This window comes from Streptomyces sp. NBC_00029 (assembly GCF_045160505.1).
GTDB lineage: Bacteria > Actinomycetota > Actinomycetes > Streptomycetales > Streptomycetaceae > Streptomyces.
On the sequence record NZ_CP108292.1, the window covers coordinates 3,016,710 to 3,038,511 of the forward strand.

Annotated in this window: 20 protein-coding genes and 1 pseudogene; 10 read left to right on the forward strand and 11 right to left on the reverse strand. The window is 70.5% G+C overall.

Going from position 1 to position 21,802, the window contains the following annotated elements; genetic code table 11:
• The first annotated feature begins 35 nt into the window (after positions 1 to 35).
• Positions 36 to 926, forward strand: a complete 891-nt coding sequence (locus OG753_RS14370) for a phosphatase PAP2 family protein (protein ID WP_327262188.1) — start codon at positions 36 to 38, stop codon at positions 924 to 926.
• A gap of 23 nt (positions 927 to 949) precedes the next feature.
• Here the strand turns inward: OG753_RS14370 and OG753_RS14375 are convergent, their stop codons facing one another.
• The 4 genes from OG753_RS14375 to OG753_RS14390 all read right to left on the reverse strand — a co-directional run bounded on the left by OG753_RS14375 (position 950) and on the right by OG753_RS14390 (position 4,120).
• The gene (locus tag OG753_RS14375; protein WP_401680973.1) at positions 950 to 1,381 is read right to left on the reverse strand and encodes a GNAT family N-acetyltransferase; all 432 of its coding nucleotides are present in this window, start codon (positions 1,379 to 1,381) and stop codon (positions 950 to 952) included.
• A gap of 143 nt (positions 1,382 to 1,524) precedes the next feature.
• Positions 1,525 to 2,022 carry a GNAT family N-acetyltransferase gene (locus OG753_RS14380; RefSeq protein ID WP_327262190.1) on the reverse strand — a complete coding sequence of 166 codons (498 nt, stop codon included), beginning with the start codon at positions 2,020 to 2,022 and terminating at the stop codon, positions 1,525 to 1,527.
• A gap of 39 nt (positions 2,023 to 2,061) precedes the next feature.
• Entirely contained in the window at positions 2,062 to 2,850 is a 789-nt protein-coding gene (locus OG753_RS14385) for an SMI1/KNR4 family protein (protein ID WP_405788662.1), read from the reverse strand.
• Positions 2,851 to 2,914: 64 nt separating this feature from the next.
• Positions 2,915 to 4,120: a hypothetical protein gene (locus OG753_RS14390; RefSeq protein ID WP_405788663.1), complete on the reverse strand. Its 1,206-nt coding sequence runs from the start codon at positions 4,118 to 4,120 to the stop codon at positions 2,915 to 2,917.
• A gap of 576 nt (positions 4,121 to 4,696) precedes the next feature.
• Between OG753_RS14390 and OG753_RS14395 the strand changes: the two genes are divergently transcribed.
• Positions 4,697 to 5,470, forward strand: coding sequence for a CAP domain-containing protein (locus OG753_RS14395; protein ID WP_405788664.1), 774 nt, complete (start codon positions 4,697 to 4,699; stop codon positions 5,468 to 5,470).
• A 133-nt stretch (positions 5,471 to 5,603) separates the two neighbouring features.
• Here the strand turns inward: OG753_RS14395 and OG753_RS14400 are convergent, their stop codons facing one another.
• Positions 5,604 to 8,591 (reverse strand): bifunctional [glutamine synthetase] adenylyltransferase/[glutamine synthetase]-adenylyl-L-tyrosine phosphorylase, encoded by a 2,988-nt coding sequence (locus OG753_RS14400; RefSeq protein WP_405788665.1) that lies wholly within the window; start codon positions 8,589 to 8,591, stop codon positions 5,604 to 5,606.
• Positions 8,592 to 9,132: 541 nt separating this feature from the next.
• On the opposite strand from OG753_RS14400, the gene OG753_RS14405 reads away from it, so the two are divergent.
• Positions 9,133 to 11,193, forward strand: a complete 2,061-nt coding sequence (locus OG753_RS14405; protein WP_405788667.1) for a PIG-L family deacetylase — start codon at positions 9,133 to 9,135, stop codon at positions 11,191 to 11,193.
• Positions 11,194 to 11,216: 23 nt separating this feature from the next.
• On the opposite strand, the gene OG753_RS14410 is transcribed toward OG753_RS14405, so the two are convergent.
• From OG753_RS14410 to OG753_RS14420, 3 genes are all read right to left on the reverse strand, one after another.
• On the reverse strand, positions 11,217 to 11,609 hold the full coding sequence (locus OG753_RS14410; RefSeq protein WP_405788669.1) for a hypothetical protein: 393 nt from the start codon (positions 11,607 to 11,609) through the stop codon (positions 11,217 to 11,219).
• A gap of 4 nt (positions 11,610 to 11,613) precedes the next feature.
• Positions 11,614 to 12,543, reverse strand: coding sequence for a MerR family transcriptional regulator (locus tag OG753_RS14415; RefSeq protein WP_405788670.1), 930 nt, complete (start codon positions 12,541 to 12,543; stop codon positions 11,614 to 11,616).
• Positions 12,544 to 12,791: 248 nt separating this feature from the next.
• Positions 12,792 to 13,976, reverse strand: coding sequence for an IS701 family transposase (locus OG753_RS14420; RefSeq protein WP_405788671.1), 1,185 nt, complete (start codon positions 13,974 to 13,976; stop codon positions 12,792 to 12,794).
• Positions 13,977 to 14,090: 114 nt separating this feature from the next.
• On the opposite strand from OG753_RS14420, the gene OG753_RS14425 reads away from it, so the two are divergent.
• Positions 14,091 to 14,303: a hypothetical protein gene (locus tag OG753_RS14425; RefSeq protein WP_327262198.1), complete on the forward strand. Its 213-nt coding sequence runs from the start codon at positions 14,091 to 14,093 to the stop codon at positions 14,301 to 14,303.
• A 141-nt stretch (positions 14,304 to 14,444) separates the two neighbouring features.
• On the opposite strand, the pseudogene OG753_RS14430 reads toward OG753_RS14425, so the two are convergent.
• Positions 14,445 to 14,531, reverse strand: a pseudogene (locus OG753_RS14430) (glutamine synthetase); the annotation flags it as partial.
• A gap of 346 nt (positions 14,532 to 14,877) precedes the next feature.
• Between OG753_RS14430 and OG753_RS14435 the strand changes: the two are divergent.
• Positions 14,878 to 15,525, forward strand: coding sequence for a hypothetical protein (locus tag OG753_RS14435; protein ID WP_327262199.1), 648 nt, complete (start codon positions 14,878 to 14,880; stop codon positions 15,523 to 15,525).
• 36 nt (positions 15,526 to 15,561) lie between these two features.
• On the opposite strand, the gene OG753_RS14440 is transcribed toward OG753_RS14435, so the two are convergent.
• On the reverse strand, positions 15,562 to 15,891 hold the full coding sequence (locus OG753_RS14440; protein ID WP_405788673.1) for a hypothetical protein: 330 nt from the start codon (positions 15,889 to 15,891) through the stop codon (positions 15,562 to 15,564).
• A gap of 289 nt (positions 15,892 to 16,180) precedes the next feature.
• On the opposite strand from OG753_RS14440, the gene OG753_RS14445 reads away from it, so the two are divergent.
• Together OG753_RS14445 and OG753_RS14450 are read left to right on the forward strand one after the other, a co-directional pair.
• Complete coding sequence (locus OG753_RS14445; RefSeq protein ID WP_327262201.1) at positions 16,181 to 16,438, forward strand: hypothetical protein; 258 nt, start codon at positions 16,181 to 16,183, stop codon at positions 16,436 to 16,438.
• A 150-nt stretch (positions 16,439 to 16,588) separates the two neighbouring features.
• Complete coding sequence (locus tag OG753_RS14450; RefSeq protein ID WP_405788674.1) at positions 16,589 to 17,647, forward strand: pentapeptide repeat-containing protein; 1,059 nt, start codon at positions 16,589 to 16,591, stop codon at positions 17,645 to 17,647.
• A gap of 656 nt (positions 17,648 to 18,303) precedes the next feature.
• On the opposite strand, the gene OG753_RS14455 is transcribed toward OG753_RS14450, so the two are convergent.
• The gene (locus OG753_RS14455; protein WP_030012459.1) at positions 18,304 to 19,665 is read right to left on the reverse strand and encodes a glutamine synthetase family protein; all 1,362 of its coding nucleotides are present in this window, start codon (positions 19,663 to 19,665) and stop codon (positions 18,304 to 18,306) included.
• Between the two features lie 232 nt (positions 19,666 to 19,897).
• Here OG753_RS14455 and OG753_RS14460 point away from each other — a divergent pair, with 232 nt between their 5' ends.
• The 3 genes from OG753_RS14460 to OG753_RS14470 are packed head-to-tail and all read left to right on the forward strand — an operon-like array spanning position 19,898 to position 21,681.
• The gene (locus OG753_RS14460; protein ID WP_405788675.1) at positions 19,898 to 20,218 is read left to right on the forward strand and encodes a hypothetical protein; all 321 of its coding nucleotides are present in this window, start codon (positions 19,898 to 19,900) and stop codon (positions 20,216 to 20,218) included.
• Positions 20,219 to 20,275: 57 nt separating this feature from the next.
• On the forward strand, positions 20,276 to 20,977 hold the full coding sequence (locus OG753_RS14465; RefSeq protein WP_327262205.1) for a DUF3105 domain-containing protein: 702 nt from the start codon (positions 20,276 to 20,278) through the stop codon (positions 20,975 to 20,977).
• A complete protein-coding gene (locus tag OG753_RS14470) occupies positions 20,974 to 21,681 on the forward strand; it encodes a DUF305 domain-containing protein (RefSeq protein WP_405788677.1) in 708 nt (235 codons plus the stop codon). The genes OG753_RS14465 and OG753_RS14470 overlap by 4 nt, the downstream gene beginning before the upstream one ends.
• The last annotated feature ends 121 nt before the right edge of the window (positions 21,682 to 21,802 follow it).

The window sequence follows — 21,802 nt, forward strand, 5'->3', positions numbered from 1 at the left end:
CGGAGGCGAGAACGCATCTGGCAGACTCTCTCCCCATGGGTGAATCGAGCGTGAAGACACTGGAAACCCGGACGGATGTCTCATCACCCACGGTGGCTGAGACCGAGACCCGCCCGGGGTCCGAGCGCACCCTGATGTCCCGGTTGCGTGCCCCGCGCCGGCCTCGGATCTGGTTCGAGGTCCTGCTCATCGCGGTCAGCTACTGGATCTACTCGCTGATCCGCAACGCGGTGCCCGAGCAGAAGGCGGCCGCCCTCGCCAACGCCGACTGGATCTGGGGCGTGGAGCGGACCCTCGGCATCGCCGTCGAGGAGTCGGTCAACCACGCGGTCAACTCCGTGACGTGGCTGATCGTGGGCATGAACTACTACTACGCCACGCTCCACTTCGCCGTGACCATCGGCGTGCTGGTGTGGATCTACCGTTTCCATCCCGGGCGGTACGCCGCCACGCGCATGGTCCTCTTCGCCACCACGGGCGTGGCCCTGGTCGGCTACTACTGCTACCCGCTCGCGCCGCCCCGGCTGATGAACGGGCAGAACTTCATCGACACCGTGCTGGTCCACCACACTTGGGGCTCCATGGCCTCGGGCAACCTCAAGCAGATGTCGAACCAGTACGCAGCGATGCCGTCCATGCACATAGGGTGGTCGCTCTGGTGCGGGCTGACGATCTTCGCGGTCGCCTCGGCCCCCTGGGCCCGGATCCTGGGCCTGCTCTACCCGACGGCGACGCTCGTCGTCATCGTGGCCACCGCCAACCACTTCTGGCTCGACGCCGTGGGCGGCATGCTCTGCCTGGCCTTCGGCTACACGGTCTCGCGTTCCTGGTACGGGTCCTTCGCCCACCACCTGCCCCGCCACCCCGAGCACGCGGGTCCGCACCCGGCGTCGGAACTGCTGAACCGCGTCCGCGGGCGGGCGTAACCCCCGCGGCGCCGGGAGGACGGCTACTGCTCCCCGAGGGCCATCCACTTCTCGGGCGTGGCCAGCGGCTCGAAGCCGGACCGGGCGTAGACGGCGTGCGCATCGGCGGTGGCGAGCATGACCCGGCGCAGCCCGTAGGGCTCCAGGTGCGCGCACACCGCGTCGACGAGGGCCCCGCCGAGCCCCTTGCCGCGGGCGCCCGGATCGACGTACACGTCGCAGAGCCACGCGAAGGTGGACCGGTCGGTGACGATGCGGGCGTACGCGAGCTGCGCGCCGGAGGCCTGGTCGTAGAGGCCGAAGTTCAAGGAGTTCGCGATGGCGTCCTCCTGCTTCTGCCGGCTGCGGCCGAGGGCCCAGTACGCGTCCTCGGACAGCCACCGGTGGAGGAGCCCGACGTCCAGTCGGGCGGCGTCGGTGGAGATCTCGTAACCGTCGGGGAGGTCTTGGCTCATCCCGGCATCCAATCAGCGCCCGCGCGCTCCGCGCCAGCGCATATCCGCCGCCGGCCGGACCCGGTTGCACCGCGTCCACCGCGGCAGACTGCCGTACGACCCGAGGCGACCAGCGCCGACGCCGAGCGGGGAGTCCGGGGGTGTCAGCACGTCCGCTCGTATTCGACCTGGGTGAGGGGATTCCCGTCGCCGAAGTCGAAGGGGCGTACGGTGCCGCTCTCGGTGAAGCCGCACTTGGTATAGAAGCGGCGGGAGCGCGGGGTGTCGCGCAGGGTCCACAGGTGGGTGCGAGCGAACCCGCCGTCGCGCAGGTGGCGCAGGGTCTCGGTCATCAGCGCGGCCGCGATGCCGCTGCCCCAGCTGTCGGGGTGGGTGTAGAAGGAGAGGATCTCGGCAAGGCCCGGCCGGGTCGCGGATGCCCGGAAGGCGGTCAGCGCGAGCGGGCGACCCTCGTGTTCGGCCAGCAGGATCGGGGTGTCCGCCTGCCCGACCCTTTCGTGCCACCGCGTCCGCCTGCTCCGGACACCGTCTGCGGCGAACCCGGGATCGAAGAAGGGGGCGTAGGCCGCCTCCCAGGCCGCGGCGTGGATCTCGCCGAGGACGTCCCCGTCGTACGGGCCGGCGCGCCGAACTGTGAACATCCGAGCACCCTATCCGCGGGCGGCGGGCGGCGCGCCGGTTCAGCCGTGGGGCCGGGATCCGGGGACGAAGCGGAACCTGTCCTCCGGGTCGATGTCGTCGTCGTGGTCGCTGAAGTAGAGCGATGTCGTCGTGCCGGCCACCACCTCGAGGAGGAACTGGCTGCACGAAGCCGGGTGGGCCTCCCAGAGGGGGCCGCGGCCCTCGTTGAGGATGACCGTCCACTCCTCCGGCTCGACCCCGGGCCGGACCAGCCAGTACAGGACGTGTCCCGAACCCTCCGCGTACCCCCAGGGCACCAGCCGGGTGTCGCCGTCCAGGAGTTCCGCCGGCTTGGCCTCGCCCGCCTCCCAGAAATCGGCGAGGTTCTCCTCGCGCTCCGCGGTCTGGGCGAAGAGGTCGTACATCTTCTCCGGGCAGTCCGGTTCCAGCAGCCAGATCATTCCCGCGAAGACCCCGCCCCCATAGGTGTCGACGAGTCGCTTGTAGTCGGCCGGCAGGGCGGTGCCCATCGCCTCCTCCACGACGGCCCACTCCACGCTCCGGGCTTCGCCGGGCGGCGGACACAGCCGCCTCAGCGGTTGGGTGTGGCGCAGGCTCCGGGCGATCCGGACGTCGTCCGGCAGGGCACTGAACCGGGCCGGTGTCCTGGTGGGGTCCAGCACCACGGCGAGCATCCGGTCTCCGACCTCGGCGCGTGGCACGTCCGCCCACCACGAGGGGTGTTTGGCCCGGTCGATGAAACCGTCGTGCCCGTCCGCGTCCACGGCGCATCCCACCGGGGCCACGGCCGTGACGACCACGTCGCACTCCTGATGATCCATGAGCATGCCCCCACCCTGCACCATGCCGACAACGTGCCTGCCGCCCGGGCCCGTTCGGTCGCGCAGGCGGTCAGCGCAGCCGTCTCCGGAGGAACCCCGGCCCGGCCGCGGGCGAGGACACCGGCACGAGCTCCTTCGAGGGCGGCGCCGGTACGGAACCGGCCGCGCCCGGAGCGATCCGCTGCAGGGCCTCGGTGAGGGTGCGGACGTAGGCCGTGTCCGCCAGGATCCGTACGCTGTCGAAGGGGTGGCCGAGGCGTTCCTCCTGCGCCAGGATCCAGCCCAGCAGGGGTGCCGCGGCGGCGGCCGGCGCCCCGATCTCCCCGAGGTGGCGGACGGCCTCCAGCACCGGCATGGCCGGCCGTCCCGTCCAGGCCGGATCGACCTCCGCCAGCAGCACCGGTACGGCGGGCTCCGGATCTCCGGTGATCCGCCGGTACGCGTGCGCGGCGGCGACCCGGGTCCACGCACCGGGCGACTCCATCAGCCCGCGCACGGCGTCCGCGTGGGCGGCGGCCAGCGGGCCGAGACCGGCGAGGAAGGGCAGACCGTGGGCGGCCGTCCCGGACCGCACCGCCACCCCGCACACGTCGAGGGCGAGGGTGGGATCACCGGTCACCCTCCAGTGCGCCCAGGCGGCCCGCCGCCGGAGATGGCCCGGCCCCTGGCGCCCGGTGGCGTACGAGGCCAGCCGGCTCGCGGCGACGGCCGCCGCGGGGCCGATCCGGCCGAGGACGCGCAGGGCGTCGTAGGCGTACGGCGTCCCCAGGTACCGGACCACTTCGGGCACGGCGGGCGCGGCGGCCGGGCCCCAGGCGGCGAGGAGTTCCAGCATGGAGGTACTCGTGTGGTACTGCTCCGGCTCCCGCCGCAGGCCGGGCAGCAGGGTGGGGAGCAGCTCCGCGGCGGGCAGTGCGGCCAGGATGCGTGCGTGGGCGCGGTTGTACGTGAGCGGTGGGTCCTGCGCGAGCCGCTGCAGTCCGGGCAGCGCCCGGAGGTCGCCCATCCCGGCGAGGGCGAACGTGACCGCCTCGACCTCGTGGTGGGAGACCCGGACGAAGAGGCCGAGCCGCTTCTTGAGGGAGGCGGCGATCCGATCGGCATGCGCGGAAAGGGCAGGACCGGCCTGGGTCAGCGCGCGATCGGCGTTCCAGGTGCCGCGGCTGCGGATGCCGTCACAGACGGCCTCGACGACGAGCTCCCAGCACCACGCCTCGGGCCGCCGGTATCGGAGTACGGCCTCGGTGGCCGCGTCGATTCCTCTCACGCGGCTCATGCCTCCCCCAGCACCTTCTCGATGAACGCCCTCGACTCACACTACGCACGGCCGTTGCCGTCCGTGCCGCGGCTCCCCGACCCGGGCCCGCGCGCGGCCCGCCCGCCGGACGGCGGCTGCCGACCGGCCGGCGGCCCAGGAGCGGCGGTAGTTACACCGGGAGCGATGGCGGGGGGCGATGGCGGGCGGCCCGGCGGGAATCAGTGACATGCGTCACGCAACGGCTGCTGGTCGAAGTCCTTCTTGACGGAGCGTTAACCCTCCGACATTTCGATATTTGTCCCTTTTGGAATTGACATTCCCCTCTCCGCCGGAAACGGAATCCACGGCACCGATGCACCCGCCCCCGACCGGCCAGGTCACAGCCGTTTCTGATCACCCATCAGACGGTTGCGGGGGTGACCAAATCGTGATGATGCACGATCACGGTCCTGTTTCAAGCCGTGCGCCGACCGCCCCGGGCTCGTGATCAGCGGAAACTTGCCAGGCCATTCAGGCGCTTTTAAGAATGGCGGCCTCTTCGGCGCCCTGCACTTCCGGCGCCGGAAGCTTCGCGATCACTGAATGAGGTCAGGCATGCAGAAGCATCGGAAGAAGTCGTCCTACAAGAAGATAGCCATCGGCGTCGGCGCGCTCGCCATCGTGGGTGTCCCCACCGCCGCCATGGCCTGCTTCGACGGTCAGGACGACGGCAACAGCCGGACGCGGACCGCGAGCCACCAGCAGCAGCGCCCGTGGCAGTGGCAGCAGACGCCGTCGGCCGCGCCGACCACCCCGGCACCCGTGGACGCACCGCTCCCGAGCGAGACGCCGAGCAGCAGCCCCTCCGAGGCCTCCCCCAGCAGCCCCGCCGCGCCCGCGCAGCCGGTCGTCGAGACCACCCCGCCCGCGCAGCCCAAGCCCGCGAAGCCGCCGGTCGCGACGGAGAAGCCGCAGGCGCCCCAGCCGTCGAAGACCGCCGCCCCGCCGGCCACCGGCTCCGTCGCCCAGGTGCTCGCGCTCGTCAACCAGGAGCGCGCGGCCGCAGGATGCTCGGCCGTCTCCCTGAACGCGAAGCTCACGAAGGCCGCGCAGGACCACAGCGCCGACATGGCCTCCCACAGCAACATGTCCCACACCGGCTCCGACGGCTCGGACCCGGGCACGCGCATCACCCGCGCCGGGTACACGTGGCGGACGTACGGCGAGAACGTCGCCTACGGCTACAGCACTCCCGAGAAGGTCATGGAGGGCTGGATGAACAGCCAGGGCCACCGGGAGAACATCCTGAACTGCGCCTTCAAGGAGATCGGAATCGGCCTGGCGCAGCCCGGCAACTACTGGACGCAGGCCTTCGGCACGGCCCGCTGACGCCGGCGCCGTCCCGACACGACGGACCGCCAACCACGGACCGCGGACCGCGGACCCACTCAGGGTCCGCGGTCCGCCCGTCCGTTCCGGTCACAGCCTGAACAGCACTCCGCGCCCCCGGGGCGCCGTCCGGCTACGCGCCGTAGAAGAGTTCGTCCACCACCGCCCGGGCACGGCGGGTGATGCGGCGATAGTCGTCGAGCATCTCCCCGGCCGTGCCTTCGGCGTATCCGAGGTAGCGGCCCACCGCCCCGAGTTCGCGGGCCTCGGTCGGAAAGGTGTCCCCGGCGCGGCCGCGCACCAGCATCACGGCGTTGCGGACCCGGGTCGCCAGGACCCAGGCCTCGTCGAGGATCTGCGCCTCCTCGGTCGGGATGAGCCCGGCCGCGTGCGCGGCCGCGAGGGCCTCGCGGGTACGGGTGGTGCGCAGGCCCGGTTCGGCCCAGGCGTGCCGCATCTGGATCAGCTGGACGGTCCACTCGACGTCGCTGAGGCCGCCGCGGCCGAGCTTGGTGTGCAGGGTCGGGTCGGCCCCGCGGGGCAGCCGCTCCGACTCCATGCGGGCCTTGAGCCGGCGGATCTCCCGTACGGCGTCCTCGCCGAGCCCCTCCATCGGGTAGCGCAGCGGATCGATCAGCTCGATGAACCGCGCTCCGAGGTCGGCGTCGCCCGCCACCGGTTCGGCGCGCAGCAGCGCCTGGCTCTCCCAGGTCAGGGACCAGCGCCGGTAGTAGGCGGCGTAGGAGGAGAGCGTGCGCACCAGCGGGCCGGAGCGGCCTTCGGGGCGCAGATCGGCGTCGATGAGCAGCGGCGGGTCGGTGGTGGGCAGCTGGAGCAGCCTGCGCATTTCGGCGACGACGTTCTGGGCGGCCTTGGCGGCCTCCTGTTCGTCGACGCCCTCGCGGGGTTCGTGGACGAACAGGACGTCGGCGTCGGAGCCGTAGCCGAGTTCGTGGCCGCCGAAGCGGCCGACGCCGATGACGGCGAAGCGGGTGGGCAGCGTGTCGCCGTAGTGGCTCTGGACGGCGGCGCGCAGGGCCCCGGCGACGGTGGCGGCGGTGAGGTCGGAGACGGCACCGCCGACCCGGTCCACGAGGGCTCCGTGGTCCTCCTCGGCCGGGTTGTCCTCCGTACCGTACGAGCCGATGATGTCGGCCGCGGTGGTGCGGAACAGCTCCCGGCGGCGCACTCCGCGGGCGACGGCGACGGCGGCCTCGGGGTTCTCGGCGCGGCCGACGGCGGCCAGGACCTCCTGCTGGAGGGCCTCGTTCGTACGGGGCTGCAGGCCTTCGGGGTCGCCGAGCAGGGCCACGGCCTCGGGGGCGCGCATCAGCAGGTCGGGGGCGAGGCGTCCGGCGGACAGGACGCGGGCGAGGTTCTCGGCGGCGGCGCCCTCGTCGCGCAGCAGGCGCAGGTACCAGGGGGTCTTGCCGAGGGCGTCGGAGACCTTGCGGAAGTTCAGCAGGCCGGCGTCCGGGTCGGCGGAGTCGGCGAACCAGCCGAGCATGACGGGGAGCAGGGTGCGCTGGATGGCGGCCTTGCGGGTGACGCCGGAGGCGAGGGCTTCGAGGTGGCGCAGGGCGGAGGCCGGGTCGGCATAGCCGAGGGCTTCGAGGCGCTGGCCGGCGGCGCGCGGGGAGAGCCGGGTCTCGCCGGGGGTGAGCTGGGCGACGGCGTCGAGCAGCGGCCGGTAGAAGAGCTTCTCGTGCAGGCGGCGGACCACGGAGGCGTGCCGGCGCCAGGCCTTGTTGAGCTCGGCGACGGGTTCGGTGCGCAGGCCCATGGAGCGGCCGAGGCGCCGCAGGTCGTTCTCGTCCTCGGGGACGAGGTGGGTGCGGCGCAGCCGGTAGAGCTGGATGCGGTGCTCCATGGCGCGCAGGAAGCGGTACGCGTCGTGCAGTTGGGCGGCGTCGGCGCGGCCGACGTAGCCGCCGGCGGCGAGGGCGTGGAGGGCGTCGAGGGTGGTGCCGGAGTGCAGGGTGGCGTCGCTGCGGCCGTGCACGAGCTGGAGGAGCTGGACGGCGAACTCGACGTCGCGCAGACCGCCGGGGCCGAGCTTGAGCTCGCGGTCGACATGGGCGGCGGGAATGTTGTCGACGACGCGGCGGCGCATCTTCTGGACGTCGGCGACGAAGTTCTCGCGTTCGGCGGCCTGCCAGACCAGCGGGCTTATGGCGGCGATGTACTCGGCGCCCAGGGCCTCGTCGCCGGCCACGGCGCGGGCCTTGAGGAGGGCCTGGAACTCCCAGGTCTTGGCCCACCGCTGGTAGTAGGCCAGGTGGGAGGAGAGGGTGCGGACGAGGGGCCCGTTGCGGCCCTCGGGGCGGAGGTTGGCGTCGACGGGCCAGATGGTGCCCTCGACGGTGGTCTCCGAGCAGATCCGCATGAGGTGGGAGGCCAGGCGGGTGGCGGCCTGGAGGGCCTTGGCCTCGTCGGCGCCGGGGGCCGAGTCCCCGACGAAGATGACGTCGACGTCGGAGACGTAGTTCAGCTCGTTGCCGCCGCACTTGCCCATCGCGATGACGGAGAGCCGGCACAGGGCGGCATCCTCGGGGGCGGCGGCGCAGGCGATCCGCAGGGCCGCGCGGAGGGTGGCGGTGGCGAGGTCGGCGAGCTCGGCGGCGGTCTGGGCGACGTCGATGGTGCCGCAGACGTCGCGGGCGGCGATGGAGATCAGGCAGCGGCGGTAGGCGACGCGCAGGGCGACGGGGTCGTGCGCGTCCGCGAGCCCGCGTTCGAACTCGGGAAGTCCGGGGTGCAGGTCGGCGGCCTCGTAGGTGATGAGGCTGAGCCAGTCGCGGGGGTGGCGGGCGAGGTGGTCGCCGAGGGCCTCGGAGGCGCCCAGCACGCCGAGGAGGCGGTCGCGCAGCGGCTTGGCGCTGACGAGGGTGTCGAGGAGCCCGGGTAGCTCGCCGTCCGGCTGCGCCTCGGCGAGCCGGACGAGCCCGAGGAGGGCGAGGTCGGGGTCGGCGGTCGCGCCGAGGGCGTCGAGGAGCACCGGGTCGGTGCGTACGGCCGCCAGTGCGTCGGTGTCGAGCAGCCGGGCGGCGGCCGAGGGGTCGGTGAAACCGCTGCGGAGCAGCCGGATGAAGGTGCTGCTCCTGCGTCCCGGGACCGTCATCCCGCCGCCTCCCGCGGTCGTCGCTGCCACTGCCCTGCTGGTACTGCCCTGCTGGTACTGCCCTGCTGCGGCGGTGCCGCTGCGGTGCTGCTGCCCTGCCACTGCCCTGCCGCTGCCGGAACAGTGACGGTCACTCCTTGTCACCGTTCCGGGGTGCTCTGGTCCTGAGCCTAGGCCCTGGGACCTGTCGACGGAGTTCCGCCCCGGCCGCGGCGCAGCCCGGGGCGTGTCCGGACCAGGCGTTCGGCTCGGGCACACACCGTGCCAGGGGTGATCGGATGCTCCGGACAACCGGGCTCGGAGCACCGGGGTCGGGGCGGTCCGGCCCGCGCCGGGGTCGGGGCGGTCCGGCCCGCGCCGGGGTCGGGGCGGGCGGGGTCGGGGCGGCCGCTTCTCCCCGTGGCCGGCCGGGCAGGGTCCACATCCCGTTCTCGGAAAAGGGGAGTCACCGGCGGGTCCGGAGAACCAACTCCCCTGATTTCGCCTCTCTCTGACTGCTCAGCGCTTTCTTCCGCCGGATCGAACCCGAGGGCGTGACCCGATGCCCGTGACCCGTCGCCGTTTCGCGGCCCTGCTCACCGTGCTGACAGCCGGCGCCACCGGCGTGCTCTCCGTGGCCGTCGGCCAGCAGACCTCCGCCGAAGCCAACCAGGAGAAGAACCCGGCCGCCGCCCTCGCCGCGAGCGTCACCGCCGGGTCGGTCGTCCAGGTCGTCGCCCACCCCGACGACGACCTGTTCTTCATGAACCCGGACCTCAGCCGTTCCCTGCTGTCCGGCACCCAGGTCACCACCGCGTTCCTCACCTCCGGCGAGTCCGACGGCCGCAACGAGGCCCGCGGCGCCGCCGCCACGGACCCCGAACAGCCCGCCGACCGCACCCACTACGCGGAGGCCCGGCAGAACGGCATCCGCTCCGCGTACGCGCAGATGGCCACCGGGGACCGCACGAGCGCGTGGAAGCGTACGGTCATCCCCACCGCCGGCGGCGGCCGGGCCGAGCTCGACGTCCTCATAGCGAAGCCACAGGTCAACCTGGTGTGGCTGATGCTGCGGGAGGCCCGCAGCACCGGTGGCGACACCCCCGAGAGCCTGCGCGGCCTGTGGAACGGCCGGATACCCTCGCTGGATGCCCAGCTGACCTCCGGGACACCGGTCAAGCAGCCGTTCACGTACACGAAGGACCAGCTCGTCCTGGCGATAGCCGGGGTCCTGGAGCGCTACCGGCCGACGACGATACGGATGCAGGACCCGACGCCGAACCGGTACGGCGAGAACGGCCGTTACACCGACCACCAGGACCACATGTACGGCGCCCGCTTCGTGCAGGCCGCCACCGCCGCCTACGCCGAACGGGTCCGGAACCGCCCGCACTTCTCCGTCCAGAGCTACCTCGGATACCACAACGGCGCCCTCCCGCACGCGCTGGACCCGCAGACGGCCGAGACCAAGACCGGCTTCCTGAAGACCTACGCCTGGCAGGACCGCCAGGACCACTGCGGCAGCCCGTCGGGCTGCGGCGACCGCAAGGTCGCGGGCAGTCCGACCGGGCGCAACTGGGCCCAGTCGCTGCGCTACACCCGCGCCGAGACCACCTCCTGGCTGACGGAGGGAACGCCCGGCCGCCTGTGGGCCTTCGCCGCGCTGGACGGGCAGACCGCGTACTGGACGCGCAGCCCGGGCGGCACCTGGGCGGGCCCGGTCCTCCTCCCCGGCGCGGGCATCGATCCGGGCGCCAGTGCCGTCCGCCTCCCCGGGGGCCGCATCGGCGTCCTGGCCACCCGCACCGCCTTCGGCTCCACGCCCTCGGAGTACCGGCGCGAGGTCGTGTACGCGGTCCAGTCCGTGCCCGACGGCCCGTTCGGCCCGTGGCAGTCGCTCGGCACCCCGGAGCGGACCGACGACGAGGGCACCTCGGCGATCAGCGCCCCCGCGGCGGCCGTGGACGCGGGGGGCCGCCTCACCGTCTACCTGCGTGACGCGCGCCGCACCCTGCGCGCGACCACCCAGCAGCCGGACGGCCGCTTCTCCCCGTGGGAACGCCTCGGCGGCGAGGACCTGCAGAGCGACCCGGTGACGGCGATCGACGCGGCCGGGCGGCGCCACGTGTACGCGACCACCACCACGTCCGTCCTGGCCTGGACCCAGCGCACCCCGGACACCCCGCTGGTCGGCCCCGCACCGACGGGCCTGCCGGCCACCACGGTCCCCCTCTCGGCCTCCCCGGACGGCACCGGGGTCCGGCTGTTCTTCCGTCGCCCGGACTCGGGGGTCGTCCGCACCGCCCTGGTCACGGCGGGCCCAGCGAGCCGTCCCCGGGTCTCCAGCGTCACGGAGGCGGGCGGCCGGGCCGGCTACGGCGCGGTCGGCGCGGCGGGCCGCCTCGTGGTGGGCCGCGCGGAGACCGGCACGATCAGCACCACGGGCCTCGGCGGCCCGCCGGCCTGGGCGGAATCCCTCATGCTCTTCACCGGAGCCCCCTCGGCCGTCCTCGAAGCCTCCGGCACCGCCACGACAGCGGTCCTGGGCCTGGACGCCGAACTCCACACCACAACCACCCCCACCACCCCGGCCCGCCCCACCTGGCACCGCGCGGTCCGCTGACGCGCGCGCGTGACGCGCGCGCGTCAGTAGGCCGACCAGGGAACGCGGCAGGTGTGAGGACCCGTCCCCTCCGGGCACAGGGTCCTGATCACCGTCTTGCGGATCGCCCGCCAGGTACGCAGCGAGCACGCCAACCGGACGTGCAGCTCCAGCGGTTGCCGTGTGCCGCTGCTCTCTCCGGGGTGTTCCACCGCCCACTGCTCCGCCAGGAAGTCGTACGCGTCGGCGATCGACAGCTCGCTCCCGGGAAGGGTCCGTACAACACTCTCGCCGACGACCCGGGCGCGGCGGACGCCCCGGGAGCCGCGGGAGCCCTGGGAGCCGCCGGAGCCGACGGCGTCCTCGACGAGCCCCCTGACCCAATACAGCCCCTGCTCGTCCGCGTACAGACCGAACTTCAGGTCTCTCGTCCTCATCGCGTCAGCCCTTCGCCAGAACGGTGGTGAACCAGGAGTGCACGGGGGCGAGCGTCGGCGACGCGGGCCATCCGTTGACCGCGGCCAGAAGCTGCCAGTAGCGCCTGGTGTGCGGGTCGGCGGTGGTCCGCAGCCGGGCGAGGAGCCAGCGTCGCAGACCGCCTTCGTCGGCGCGCTCGAACGCGTGGGCGTACAGACCGCCCAGTGAGCCGGTGACGTCCGCACCCTCGGCCGGGGCCGGCAGAAGCCCGGCCGCCACGGCTTCACCGATCCGTGCGCGCATCTCCCGGCCGAGCTCGTCGTGCAGCGCGCCGACGCCCTCCGCGGCGGGCTCCTGCGCCTGCTCCTCGGCCGTACGGCGGATCGCGGCACGGAAGTCCTCGTCCTGGCAGAGTCCGGCCAGTTCGGCCCAGGCCTCGACCTGTTCGGGCGTGGGGTCGTCGGGGAGCTCGGGCATGACGGATCGCATCAGGGTCACGAACTCGGGATTGGAGTGCGGACCTGGGAAGGCGGCGTCGATGAATCCGCGGACCAGTCGGTGCTGTTCGGCCCGGGAGAGCGTGGCAAGTCGGTGCATGAGGTCCATCTCCATGGTGGTGGGGCCGCCTCCGGCGACCGCGCGGAGCACTGCCCGGCGCAGGCGGAGCGTCCGGATCTGTACGTCCAGGGCGTCGGCGTGCGCTGCCGCGACCTCCGCCACGGATGCCTCCTGGTCCAGCACCGTGCGGACGGTCGCGAGATCGAGCCCGAGATCGCGCAGCGTGCGGACGAGGCCGAGGCGGGCGAGTGCGTCAGCCCCGTAGAGCCGGTATCCCGCCGGGCTCCGCCCGGCGGGCGGGACGATGCCCTGGTCCGAATAGAACCGGATGGTCTTCACGGTCAGACCGGTCCGCCGGGACAACTCCCCGATGGAATAGAGCGCGTCGCTGTCCATGCCCCCAGCTTGGGGTCTCCCCCGGGGGGAGACTCAAGCCGGTCCGCCGGACAGCGTGTGAGCAGCCGCCCGAAGGTCATCGCCCTAGTACTGCAACGGTGTTTGCTGTGATGGTTTGTTGGCTTCTGGTGGTGTGTGACCGCGTTGTTTGTAATGGCTGACACGTGCCTGGAACTGTCGACGCCGTCGCCAGTGTGACCAGTGCAGGACGTGGTCGATGCTCGGGCGGGGCCGGGTGAGGCGGTGGATCAGGCGTCGGAGTTCGGGGAGGGTGAGGGGTACGAGCTGGGAGGATCCGTTTCTGCTTTCCCGGTGTCGATTTCGCGGGCCCGCAGGACGGTGAGGCAGGCATGGGCGGCGATAGCCAGGGTCATGTGGCGGTGCCAGCCGTCATAGCGGCGGACCTGGTAGTCGTCCAGGCCGCACTCCTGCTTCGCGCTCTGGAAGCATTCCTCGACCGCCCACCGGGCACCGGCGATACGGATCAGCTCGTCGAGTGTGGTCTCGGCCGGGCAGTAGGCGATGTAGTAGGAGATCTCGTCCGGCCGTCGGACGCTGCGGCGGGCGATCACCCAGTGCCGGCGGTCCTCGCGATGCCAGGGACGGACCTCGACCCTGGCCCAGTCGTAGACCCGCGGGCCGTGGGCTCCCTCCCCGCAGGAACGGCGCTTCCACTTCTGCCGGGGCAGCCCCGGGAACAGGTCGTGGACGGGGTGGTCGATGGCCCAGCGGGTGACGACGGTGTCGTGCCGGGTGGTGGCCATGACGTGAAAGACATCGGCCCGCTCCAGCTCCGTGCGCCAGCCTTTGGAGAAGCCGTAGGCGGCATCCGCCGTCACCCACCGGAACGGGATCCGGTCCGCGATCGCCCGGCGGACCATGGCCTTGGCCATCACCACCTTCGTCTCGAAGCCGACCGTGTCAACGATGCCGGCGGCCCGGCACCGATCGCGGTCATCGGTCCATGACGTGGGCAGATAGAGGCGGCGGTCGATCAACGTGCGGCCACGGGCGCCGGCATAGGCGAGGAACACCCCGATCTGGGAGTTCTCCGTCCTCCCGGCGGTTCCGAAGTACTGGCGCTGGACGCCGGCCGAGCGGACACCCTTCTTCAGAAACCCCGTGTCGTCCACGATCAGCACCGCTCCCGGGTCGCCGAGATGCTCGACGACGTAGTCCCGCACATCGTCCAGGACCTGATCCGCGTCCCAGTCGATCCGGTTCAGCAGCCGGTGGATCCGGTCCGGACCCGCATACCCGGCCTCCTCCGCAAGCGTCCAGCCGTTCTTCCGCTCCAAAGGAGCTATCAGCCCCCGCATATAGGCAAGAGCCGACTCCCGCGGCTCCGACCTGGCGAAACGCTGCACGAAACGCTCATGCAAAACCTTCAGTTCACCAGCCCACAACCGAGCATCCCCAAGTTCCCCACCCATGAACTGACCAACGAACGACCTGCCCAACCGTCACAGCAAACACCGTTGCAGTACTAGGGGGGAATCGGTCCGTTCGGCGGCGAGGCCGTGCTCACCACCGCTTCAATGTCCATCATGGAACTCCGAGAGAAGTGCCCATGGGCGGCGGACAACCACCGGGCCGGTACTGCCTCCGCGCGGGGCGAGTGCACCTGGGCGGCCCCCTGCTCCCACCCCGCGGTGTGGAGCGTGCTGGTCAGCAGCGCCGGCGGCGACAGCTGGTGGGCCGCCTGCACGGATCACGCCGACTCCTCCCCGGTCCTGTCGCCCGAAGCCACCGACCGATAGCCGCACGGCTCCGGAGCGGCCGCGCGTGGTCTCACGAACCTGCACCAGACGGCCCGGGGCCGGTGAGACAGCTGCGGGCCGGTGGTCATCGACCACCGGCCCGGAGTGTTGTGCGTGGCCCGCAAGGGCGCTGACCTGTGGTTACAGCACCGGGAGGTTCTTGCGGAGTTCGAAGGCGGTGACCTCCGAGCGGTACTCCTCCCACTCCTGCTTCTTGTTGCGCAGGAAGTCATGTCCGCCTCACCCCTCCAGGCGGATCCTCTACAGACCCCATCCCAACCAGCATCTGAGGGGCCGTCGTCGGTCGTTGCCGGTGACCTCTGGCCACCCTCCGACGGCCCAGAGACGGCCCAGGTGTGTCCCGACCGCAGCTTCCGACGGCTTCAGCAACGACTCCGGAGGCCCCGCGCGTCTCACGAGTTTCAGCAGTTCAGAGCCTTGTAGACGTCGATGCGCCCATGTTGGGTCCGCGAATCGGCCGCAGACCGCCGATCTGAGGTAGGACGTACGGGATAGGGCTCGGCTCGTCCTGCGACCCCGGCCCTAACTACACGGCAGGTACTAGCCTGTCCCGATGGGACTCGACATCACCGTGCTCATGGTCGACTGGGAGCATCTGGCGCGGATACCGGCGGACGACAGGGTGAGCGTACTGGGCGATGCCGCCTGCCCTGACTTCTGCTGCGAGGCGTGCGAAGACGCCGACTACGCCGTGACGGGCGGCTGGGTGTGGCAGCGGCAGGTGTCCTGGTGCGCCGAGTACCGGTTTCACGGAACCACCGGTTCCTACGGCTGGCACCCCCGATTGGGCAATGCCTGGGAGGACATCCGGACCTCGGTGGCGCCCGAACTGCGGGACGCCCTGGACCACTTCCTGTGCGGCCTGTTCTGGGACAACCCGGACGACCTCACGGGAACAGACCCCACGACCGCCGCGGGGAGGGAACGGCCCACCGCGCACGGCTTCCCCGACGACCCCGCTCCGTGGCGCCCCCGGGTGCTCCTGCTCAGCGCTCCCGAGGAGGTGTCGGAGCTGGTCCGCTCCTGGCACGTGGCCGCGCCTCGGCTGGAGGAACTGCGCGGGCCCTTCGAAGCCGAGGCCGCCGGGTGGGCGGGCCGGCCCGCTGGCTTCGACGCTGCCGCAGCGCTGTTGCGTGAATGGGGCGACGTGGCCACGGAGGCCGGCGCCCGGCGATGGGGCCTGGTAGGTCTCCCCTTCTAGGCCCGATGCCGTGTCGTCAGCGTTTGGTGTCCGGCGTCAAGGGGTCCGGGTGGTCAGGACGTCGATGGTGGCCTTGTAACTGGTCCTGTCGACGGCGCCTTTGGCGTTGTACTTCGAGATGGCGCGTTTGGCAGCGCATGGCCGGGTACGCACGCGCCTGGCGGGCATAAGGGAGGCCAGGGCCCGGTGGCCTATGGTGCCGGCGAGGTCGACGGTCGTGTAGCCGAAGATGGCCGCGGCCTGGACGAGCAGGTCGCGGGCGATGTTCAGCGCGCTGGAGAAACTGGCCCGGTCGAGGTCGGTGTCCGACCGAGTACCGGTGGCATCGGCCATGGCCAGTCGCAGGGCCTGGTAGGTCACCAGCAAGGCGAAGGCTTCCTGGGCAACGCCGGCCGGGTCGGGGCACGAAGGACCCGGCCGCCCAGAATGGTGGACGGACACGGTTCTAACAGGATCCCCATCTCTCCTTCAGTCTGCTTGACGCACCGACCCCGGCCCTAACTACACGACATGGGGCCTAGAACGCGAGGGGACCCTCTGTGCCAGAATCCGGGGCGAGGGACCAGCTGGGACTGGTTTTGCCTCACAGCTGAAAAGGCGTACGCCGGGTTGCAGCCTGTCTTTCACTAAATCTCCGCCGCACGTCAGGGGGGCCATGCCCCGTTACCAGTTCTCGTTGTATGAGATCAAGATCCGTCGACTTCGCGACAAGGAATTTCTGCCGGTTTCTCAATTTGGGTTGCCCCGAAAGGACCTGATCGAGGCGTACAGTCAATTCCTGGACGAGAACCTCAAGGGGGCGGGGAAGAAAATCGGCAAAGGCGAGCGATACCTGCGCCTAAAAGAGGCTGATGTCGACTTCCGGACGCTGTGGTTCACTGTCGAGGCGGGGAGAGGGCCCGTGCAGCGGTGAATGAGGCCGCGCCATACGCATGCCGATTGATCGCTGTAGCAATGCGAGGGCCCAACGGTCGGCTGGCAGCAATACCGCTTCAGCCTCGCAACGTTCACAGATGGGTGCCTCAGGTGGCGGCAAGGGCCAAGACGAACAACACTGACACCCGTGACAGCTCCACGCTTCGGAAAGCGCCAGGCAACAGGGTCAAGCGGCCGGCATGCGCCGAGGCTGTCGAATGTCTGGATCGCAGGCACACTAGCCCTCATTGTTGCTGTAGCAGTCGGCTGCGGGATCTACTGGATCGTCGAGCATCTTGAGGAAGGCGAGGCTAAGACAGGGGAATCCATCAGGAGCACTCTCGCAATGCTCACCCTGATCGCTGCCATCTTTGCCGGAGTATACGCCTACCGTAAGCAACGAATTGCCGAAAGTGAAGCTGACCGCGCCGACGACAAACAGCTCCTTGAGCGCTACACTTCCGCAGCCGAACAGCTAGGTCACACCATGGCCGCCGTACGCCTCGCTGGCGTTTACGCCATGGCGCAGCTCGCGGATGAGTGGCTCGAGCAACGGCAGGTTTGCATCGACGTCCTATGTGCGTACATGCGTATGCCTTTCGAGCGCGACGAAGCATCCGACAACCATAAGCCGGGCGAAAGGGAAGTACGCCAAACAATCATCCGGGTCATCCGCAGCCACCTCCAAGACCCACAATCTCCAACGTCCTGGTCAGAGTCTGATTTCGACTTCACCTCTGCCAGGTTCGAAGGCGCCGACTTCTCCGACTGCCACTTTCATGGCAAAGCGTCCTTTAAGCTCGTAATCTTCGACATGTGGTTCAACTTCACAAATTCAGTTTTTAAAGGCACAACATCTTTCGCCGCCGCACGTTTTTACGCCGGCGGGACAACAATTTTCAATGGCGCACAGTTCAGCGGCGGCGACGTATACTTTAACGCACTATTCGGCGGCGCCAAGGTCTCCTTCGAAGGAGCTAACTTCAGCAGCGTAATGATGAATTTCAAAGCCTTGATCACTGATGGTGAGGTCTCGTTTAACGGTGCGACGTTCAGCGGCAGCGAGGTTGACTTCGCTGCCGCTTTTGAAGGCGGCACAGTCTCCTTCGACGGCGCACAATGCGACGGAGGAACAGTCTCCTTTGATGGGGCCGAATACGGTGGAACTCGCATTATTTGGGGTGAATTCTCTCCCTCAATGAGTTGAGCGGGAATGACGTCAACCAAGCTGGCCGTGGACGCAGTCAGCCACGAGACCCGTGGCTCCACGTAGCCCATCAAGTGAAGGTGGTCAACGGCCACCTTGGGTTCTCGCCTCCCAAGGGTGGGAAGGAGCGAGATGTTCCGCTCTCCAACCGCATCGCGCATGTCCTCAAGCAGCACTGCCCTGGCCCCGACCGGACGGGCCTCCCGTCACCAACGACCGCTGTTCTCGCTCTCTGGCGGTGGAACGGTGCGGCGGACCGACGACTTCAACACACGCGTGTGGAAGCCCGCCCTCGTCGAGGCAGGGGGGATCGAGGAGCCGAAACCCGGGCAGCGGCACGAGGCCGCACGGGAGCACGAAGTGCATGCCCTGAGGCACTTCTACGCCTCAGTGCTGCTGGACGCCGGGGAGAACATCAAGGCGCTCAGTACGCACCTTGGGCACGCCGTCCCGGGCTGCACCCTCCGCACGTACACGCACCTCATGCCGAGCAGTCAGGGACGGACCCGGAAGGCCGTGGACGGGATGTACGAGGCCTCAGCTTCTGCGTCGGACGGCCCACAGACGGCCCAGGGGGATTGAGACGGCTCCGGGCCGGCAGTCAACGACCGTCGGCCCGGGATTCCGTGCATCCCCAAAGGGGCTTTGAGCTGCGGTTACAGCACCGGGAGGTTCTTGCGGAGTTCGAAGGCCGTGACCTCCGAGCGGTACTCCTCCCACTCCTGCTTCTTGTTGCGCAGGAAGAAGTCGAAGACGTGCTCGCCGAGGGTTTCGGCGACCAGTTCGCTGCGTTCCATCAGGGCGATGGCCTCGCCGAGGTTCTGCGGGAGGGGTTCGATGCCCATCGCGCGGCGTTCGGCGTCGGAGAGGGCCCAGACGTCGTCGTCGGCGCCCGCCGGGAGTTCGTAGCCCTCCTCGATGCCCTTGAGGCCGGCCGCGAGGAGGACGGCGTAGGTGAGGTACGGGTTCGCGCCCGAGTCGATCGAGCGGACCTCGACGCGCGAGGAGCCCGTCTTGCCCGGCTTGTACATCGGGACGCGGATCAGGGCCGAGCGGTTGTTGTGGCCCCAGCAGATGTACGAGGGGGCTTCGCCGCCCGCGCCCGCGCTGCGGGAGGAGCCGCCCCAGATGCGCTTGTAGGAGTTGACCCACTGGTTGGTGACCGCCGCCGTCTCGGCGGCGTGGCGCAGCAGGCCCGCGATGAAGGAACGGCCGACCTTGGAGAGCTGGTACTCGGCGCCCGACTCGTAGAAGGCGTTGCGGTCTCCCTCGAAGAGGGAGAGGTGGGTGTGCATGCCCGAGCCGGGGTACTCCGAGAACGGCTTCGGCATGAAGGTGGCCTGCACGCCCTGCTCCAGCGCGACCTGCTTCATCACCAGGCGGAACGTCATGATGTTGTCGGCCGTGGAGAGCGCGTCGGCGTAGCGGAGGTCGATCTCCTGCTGGCCGGGGGCGCCCTCGTGGTGGCTGAACTCCACCGAGATGCCCATCGATTCGAGCATGGTGATCGCCTGGCGGCGGAAGTCCATGCCCACGTTCTGCGGAGTGTGGTCGAAGTAGCCGGAGTTGTCGGCCGGGACCGGGCGGGTGCCGTCCAGCGGCTTGTCCTTCAGCAGGAAGAACTCGATCTCCGGGTGGGTGTAGAAGGTGAAGCCCAGGTCGGAGGTCTTGGCCAGGATGCGCTTGAGGACGTACCGCGGGTCCGCGAAGGACGGCGAGCCGTCCGGCATCAGGATGTCGCAGAACATCCGGGCGGTCCCGGGGGCCTCCGCGCGCCACGGCAGTATCTGGAACGTGCTCGGGTCCGGCTTGGCGATCATGTCGGACTCGTAGACCCTCGCGAAGCCCTCGATCGCGGAGCCGTCGAAGCCGATGCCCTCGTCGAAGGCCTGCTCCAGCTCCGCGGGCGCGACCGCGACGGACTTCAGGAAGCCCAGTACGTCGGTGAACCACAGGCGCACGAAGCGGATGTCGCGCTCCTCAAGCGTCCGGAGGACGAATTCCTGCTGCTTGTCCATGCCTTCATCCTCGCAGTTCAGACGGCCTGTGCACCACCGCCTCGACGGTCGGGGCACAGTCGGGCGGACCCAGTATCGCCAGCGGTGGTTTCCGCCACATTACGCACCCCGGAAAGCCGGCGGCACCCCCGCACTGACCTGGGAGCCGTCATGAGCATTACCATCTGCGCCCATGGGGGGCCGGCAGTACACGCAGCAGGGGCGTCGAGGACGTCCCGGACTTCGGCGTGCCGTGCTGTTCACGCTCTTCGGGGTGCTGGCCGGAGCGCTCCTGCTGTGTGCGCGCTCGGGCGAGTCGCACGTCTCGGCGGGGGCGCATTCCGTGCAGGCTGCGAAGGCGCACGCCGTCTGCGTGTCGCCGTACGACCTGCCCGGCTGCTCTCCGCTCGCGCACGTCACCCCGGGTGTGCTGCCCGTTCCGCCGCCGGCCGTGACCGGTCCCGTCGGGGATCCGGCGCCCGCCGCGGCGTCCTTGGGGGCGTCGCGGATCCGGCTCTACGGGGCGTCGCCGCGCGCTCCCGACCTGTATGCCCTCCAAGTGCTGCGGACCTGACGGGTCCGGTTTGGTTTCGCGTTCATCCACCCCCCTCAGCAGAAGGAACCAGGGCACATGGCCAGCAAGTCCGGCAGGACCAACCAGAACACCGACCCGAACTCCCGGCAGGCGCGCATAGCCGAGATGCGCCGCGCCGAGAAGATCCGGGAGCGGCGCAACAAGGCCATCGCGATCACCGCCGCGTCGGCGATCGTCGTCGGCCTGGTCGGCTTCGGCACCTGGGTGCTGATCGACCAGAAGCAGGCCGAGGAGCGCAAGCAGGCGGCCGCGGAGAAGCTCCGCAAGGAGGCCGAGGAGATCCGCAAGCAGCCCGTGACGGGCGAGCAGCTCTGGGACGCGAAGAAGCTCGGCCGCAACCACGTCGAGACCCCGGTGAAGTACGAGATGAACCCGCCGGTCGGAGGTGACCACCACCCCCGCTGGATGAACTGCAACGGTGACGTCTACAAGAGCCCGGTGCCGGAGGTGAACGCCGTGCACTCGCTGGAGCACGGCGCGGTCTGGGTGACGTACAACGAGAAGGCTCCCAAGGCCGACGTGGACAAGCTCGCGGCGACCGTCGGCAAGACCCCGTACACGCTGATGAGCCCGGTCAAGGAGCAGACCGGCTCGATCATGCTGAGCGCGTGGGGCAAGCAGGTGACCGTGGACAGTGCGGACGACCCCCGGGTGGCGCAGTTCTTCACCAAGTACGTGCAGGGCGAGCAGACCCCGGAGCCGGGCGCGGCGTGCACGAGCGGGCTGGCCGGCAAGTGAGCCGCCCGGTCCGCGCGGCCCGCCCGGTTCCCCGTACGTACTGGGTCGCGGGCACGGCCGTCCTGCTGGCCCTGCTGTTCGCGGCGGCGGCCACGGTCGCCGCCGCGAACGGCAGCGGTTCCGCCGGCTCCGGCACGCCTGCCGCGACGGCGCCGCGTACGCCGGGGCTGCACTCGCCGGACGCGGGCTTCGCCCGGGACATGGCGGTGCATCACCAGCAGGCGGTGGAGATGTCCTTCATCGTCCGCGACCGCACGCAGGACGAGGCGGTGCGCAGCCTCGCCTACGACATCGCCAACACCCAGGCCAATCAGCGGGGCATGATGCTCGGCTGGCTGGACCTGTGGGGGCTGCCGAAGGTGGTGGCCGGCGAGCCGCCCATGTCCTGGATGGCGGCCTCGGACGGCCACGGCGGGCACGCGGGGCACGGTGCGGCCAAGCCCGGCGCGCTGATGCCCGGCATGGCCACCAAGGAGGAGCTGGAGCAGCTGGGCGCGGCCTCGGGCCGGGACGCGGAGGTGCTCTTCCTCCAGCTGATGACCGACCACCACAAGGGCGGCGTCACGATGGCCGAGGGCTGTGCGCAGCAGTGCGAGACCCCGGTCGAGCGGGCGCTGGCGCAGGGCATGGTCGATGCGCAGCGCTCGGAGCTCACCCTGATGGCGGACATGCTGAAGCAGCGCGGGGCTGCGCCGCGCGGGTGACGGGACACGCCCGTACGGTGGGGGGAGGCGCCCCCTCACCCCTACGGGCGTGTGCTCCACCGCGTGGGCGTGGGCCCGGCGGGCGGGGCGTACGGGGACGCCGCGCCGGACGTGTCCGCGC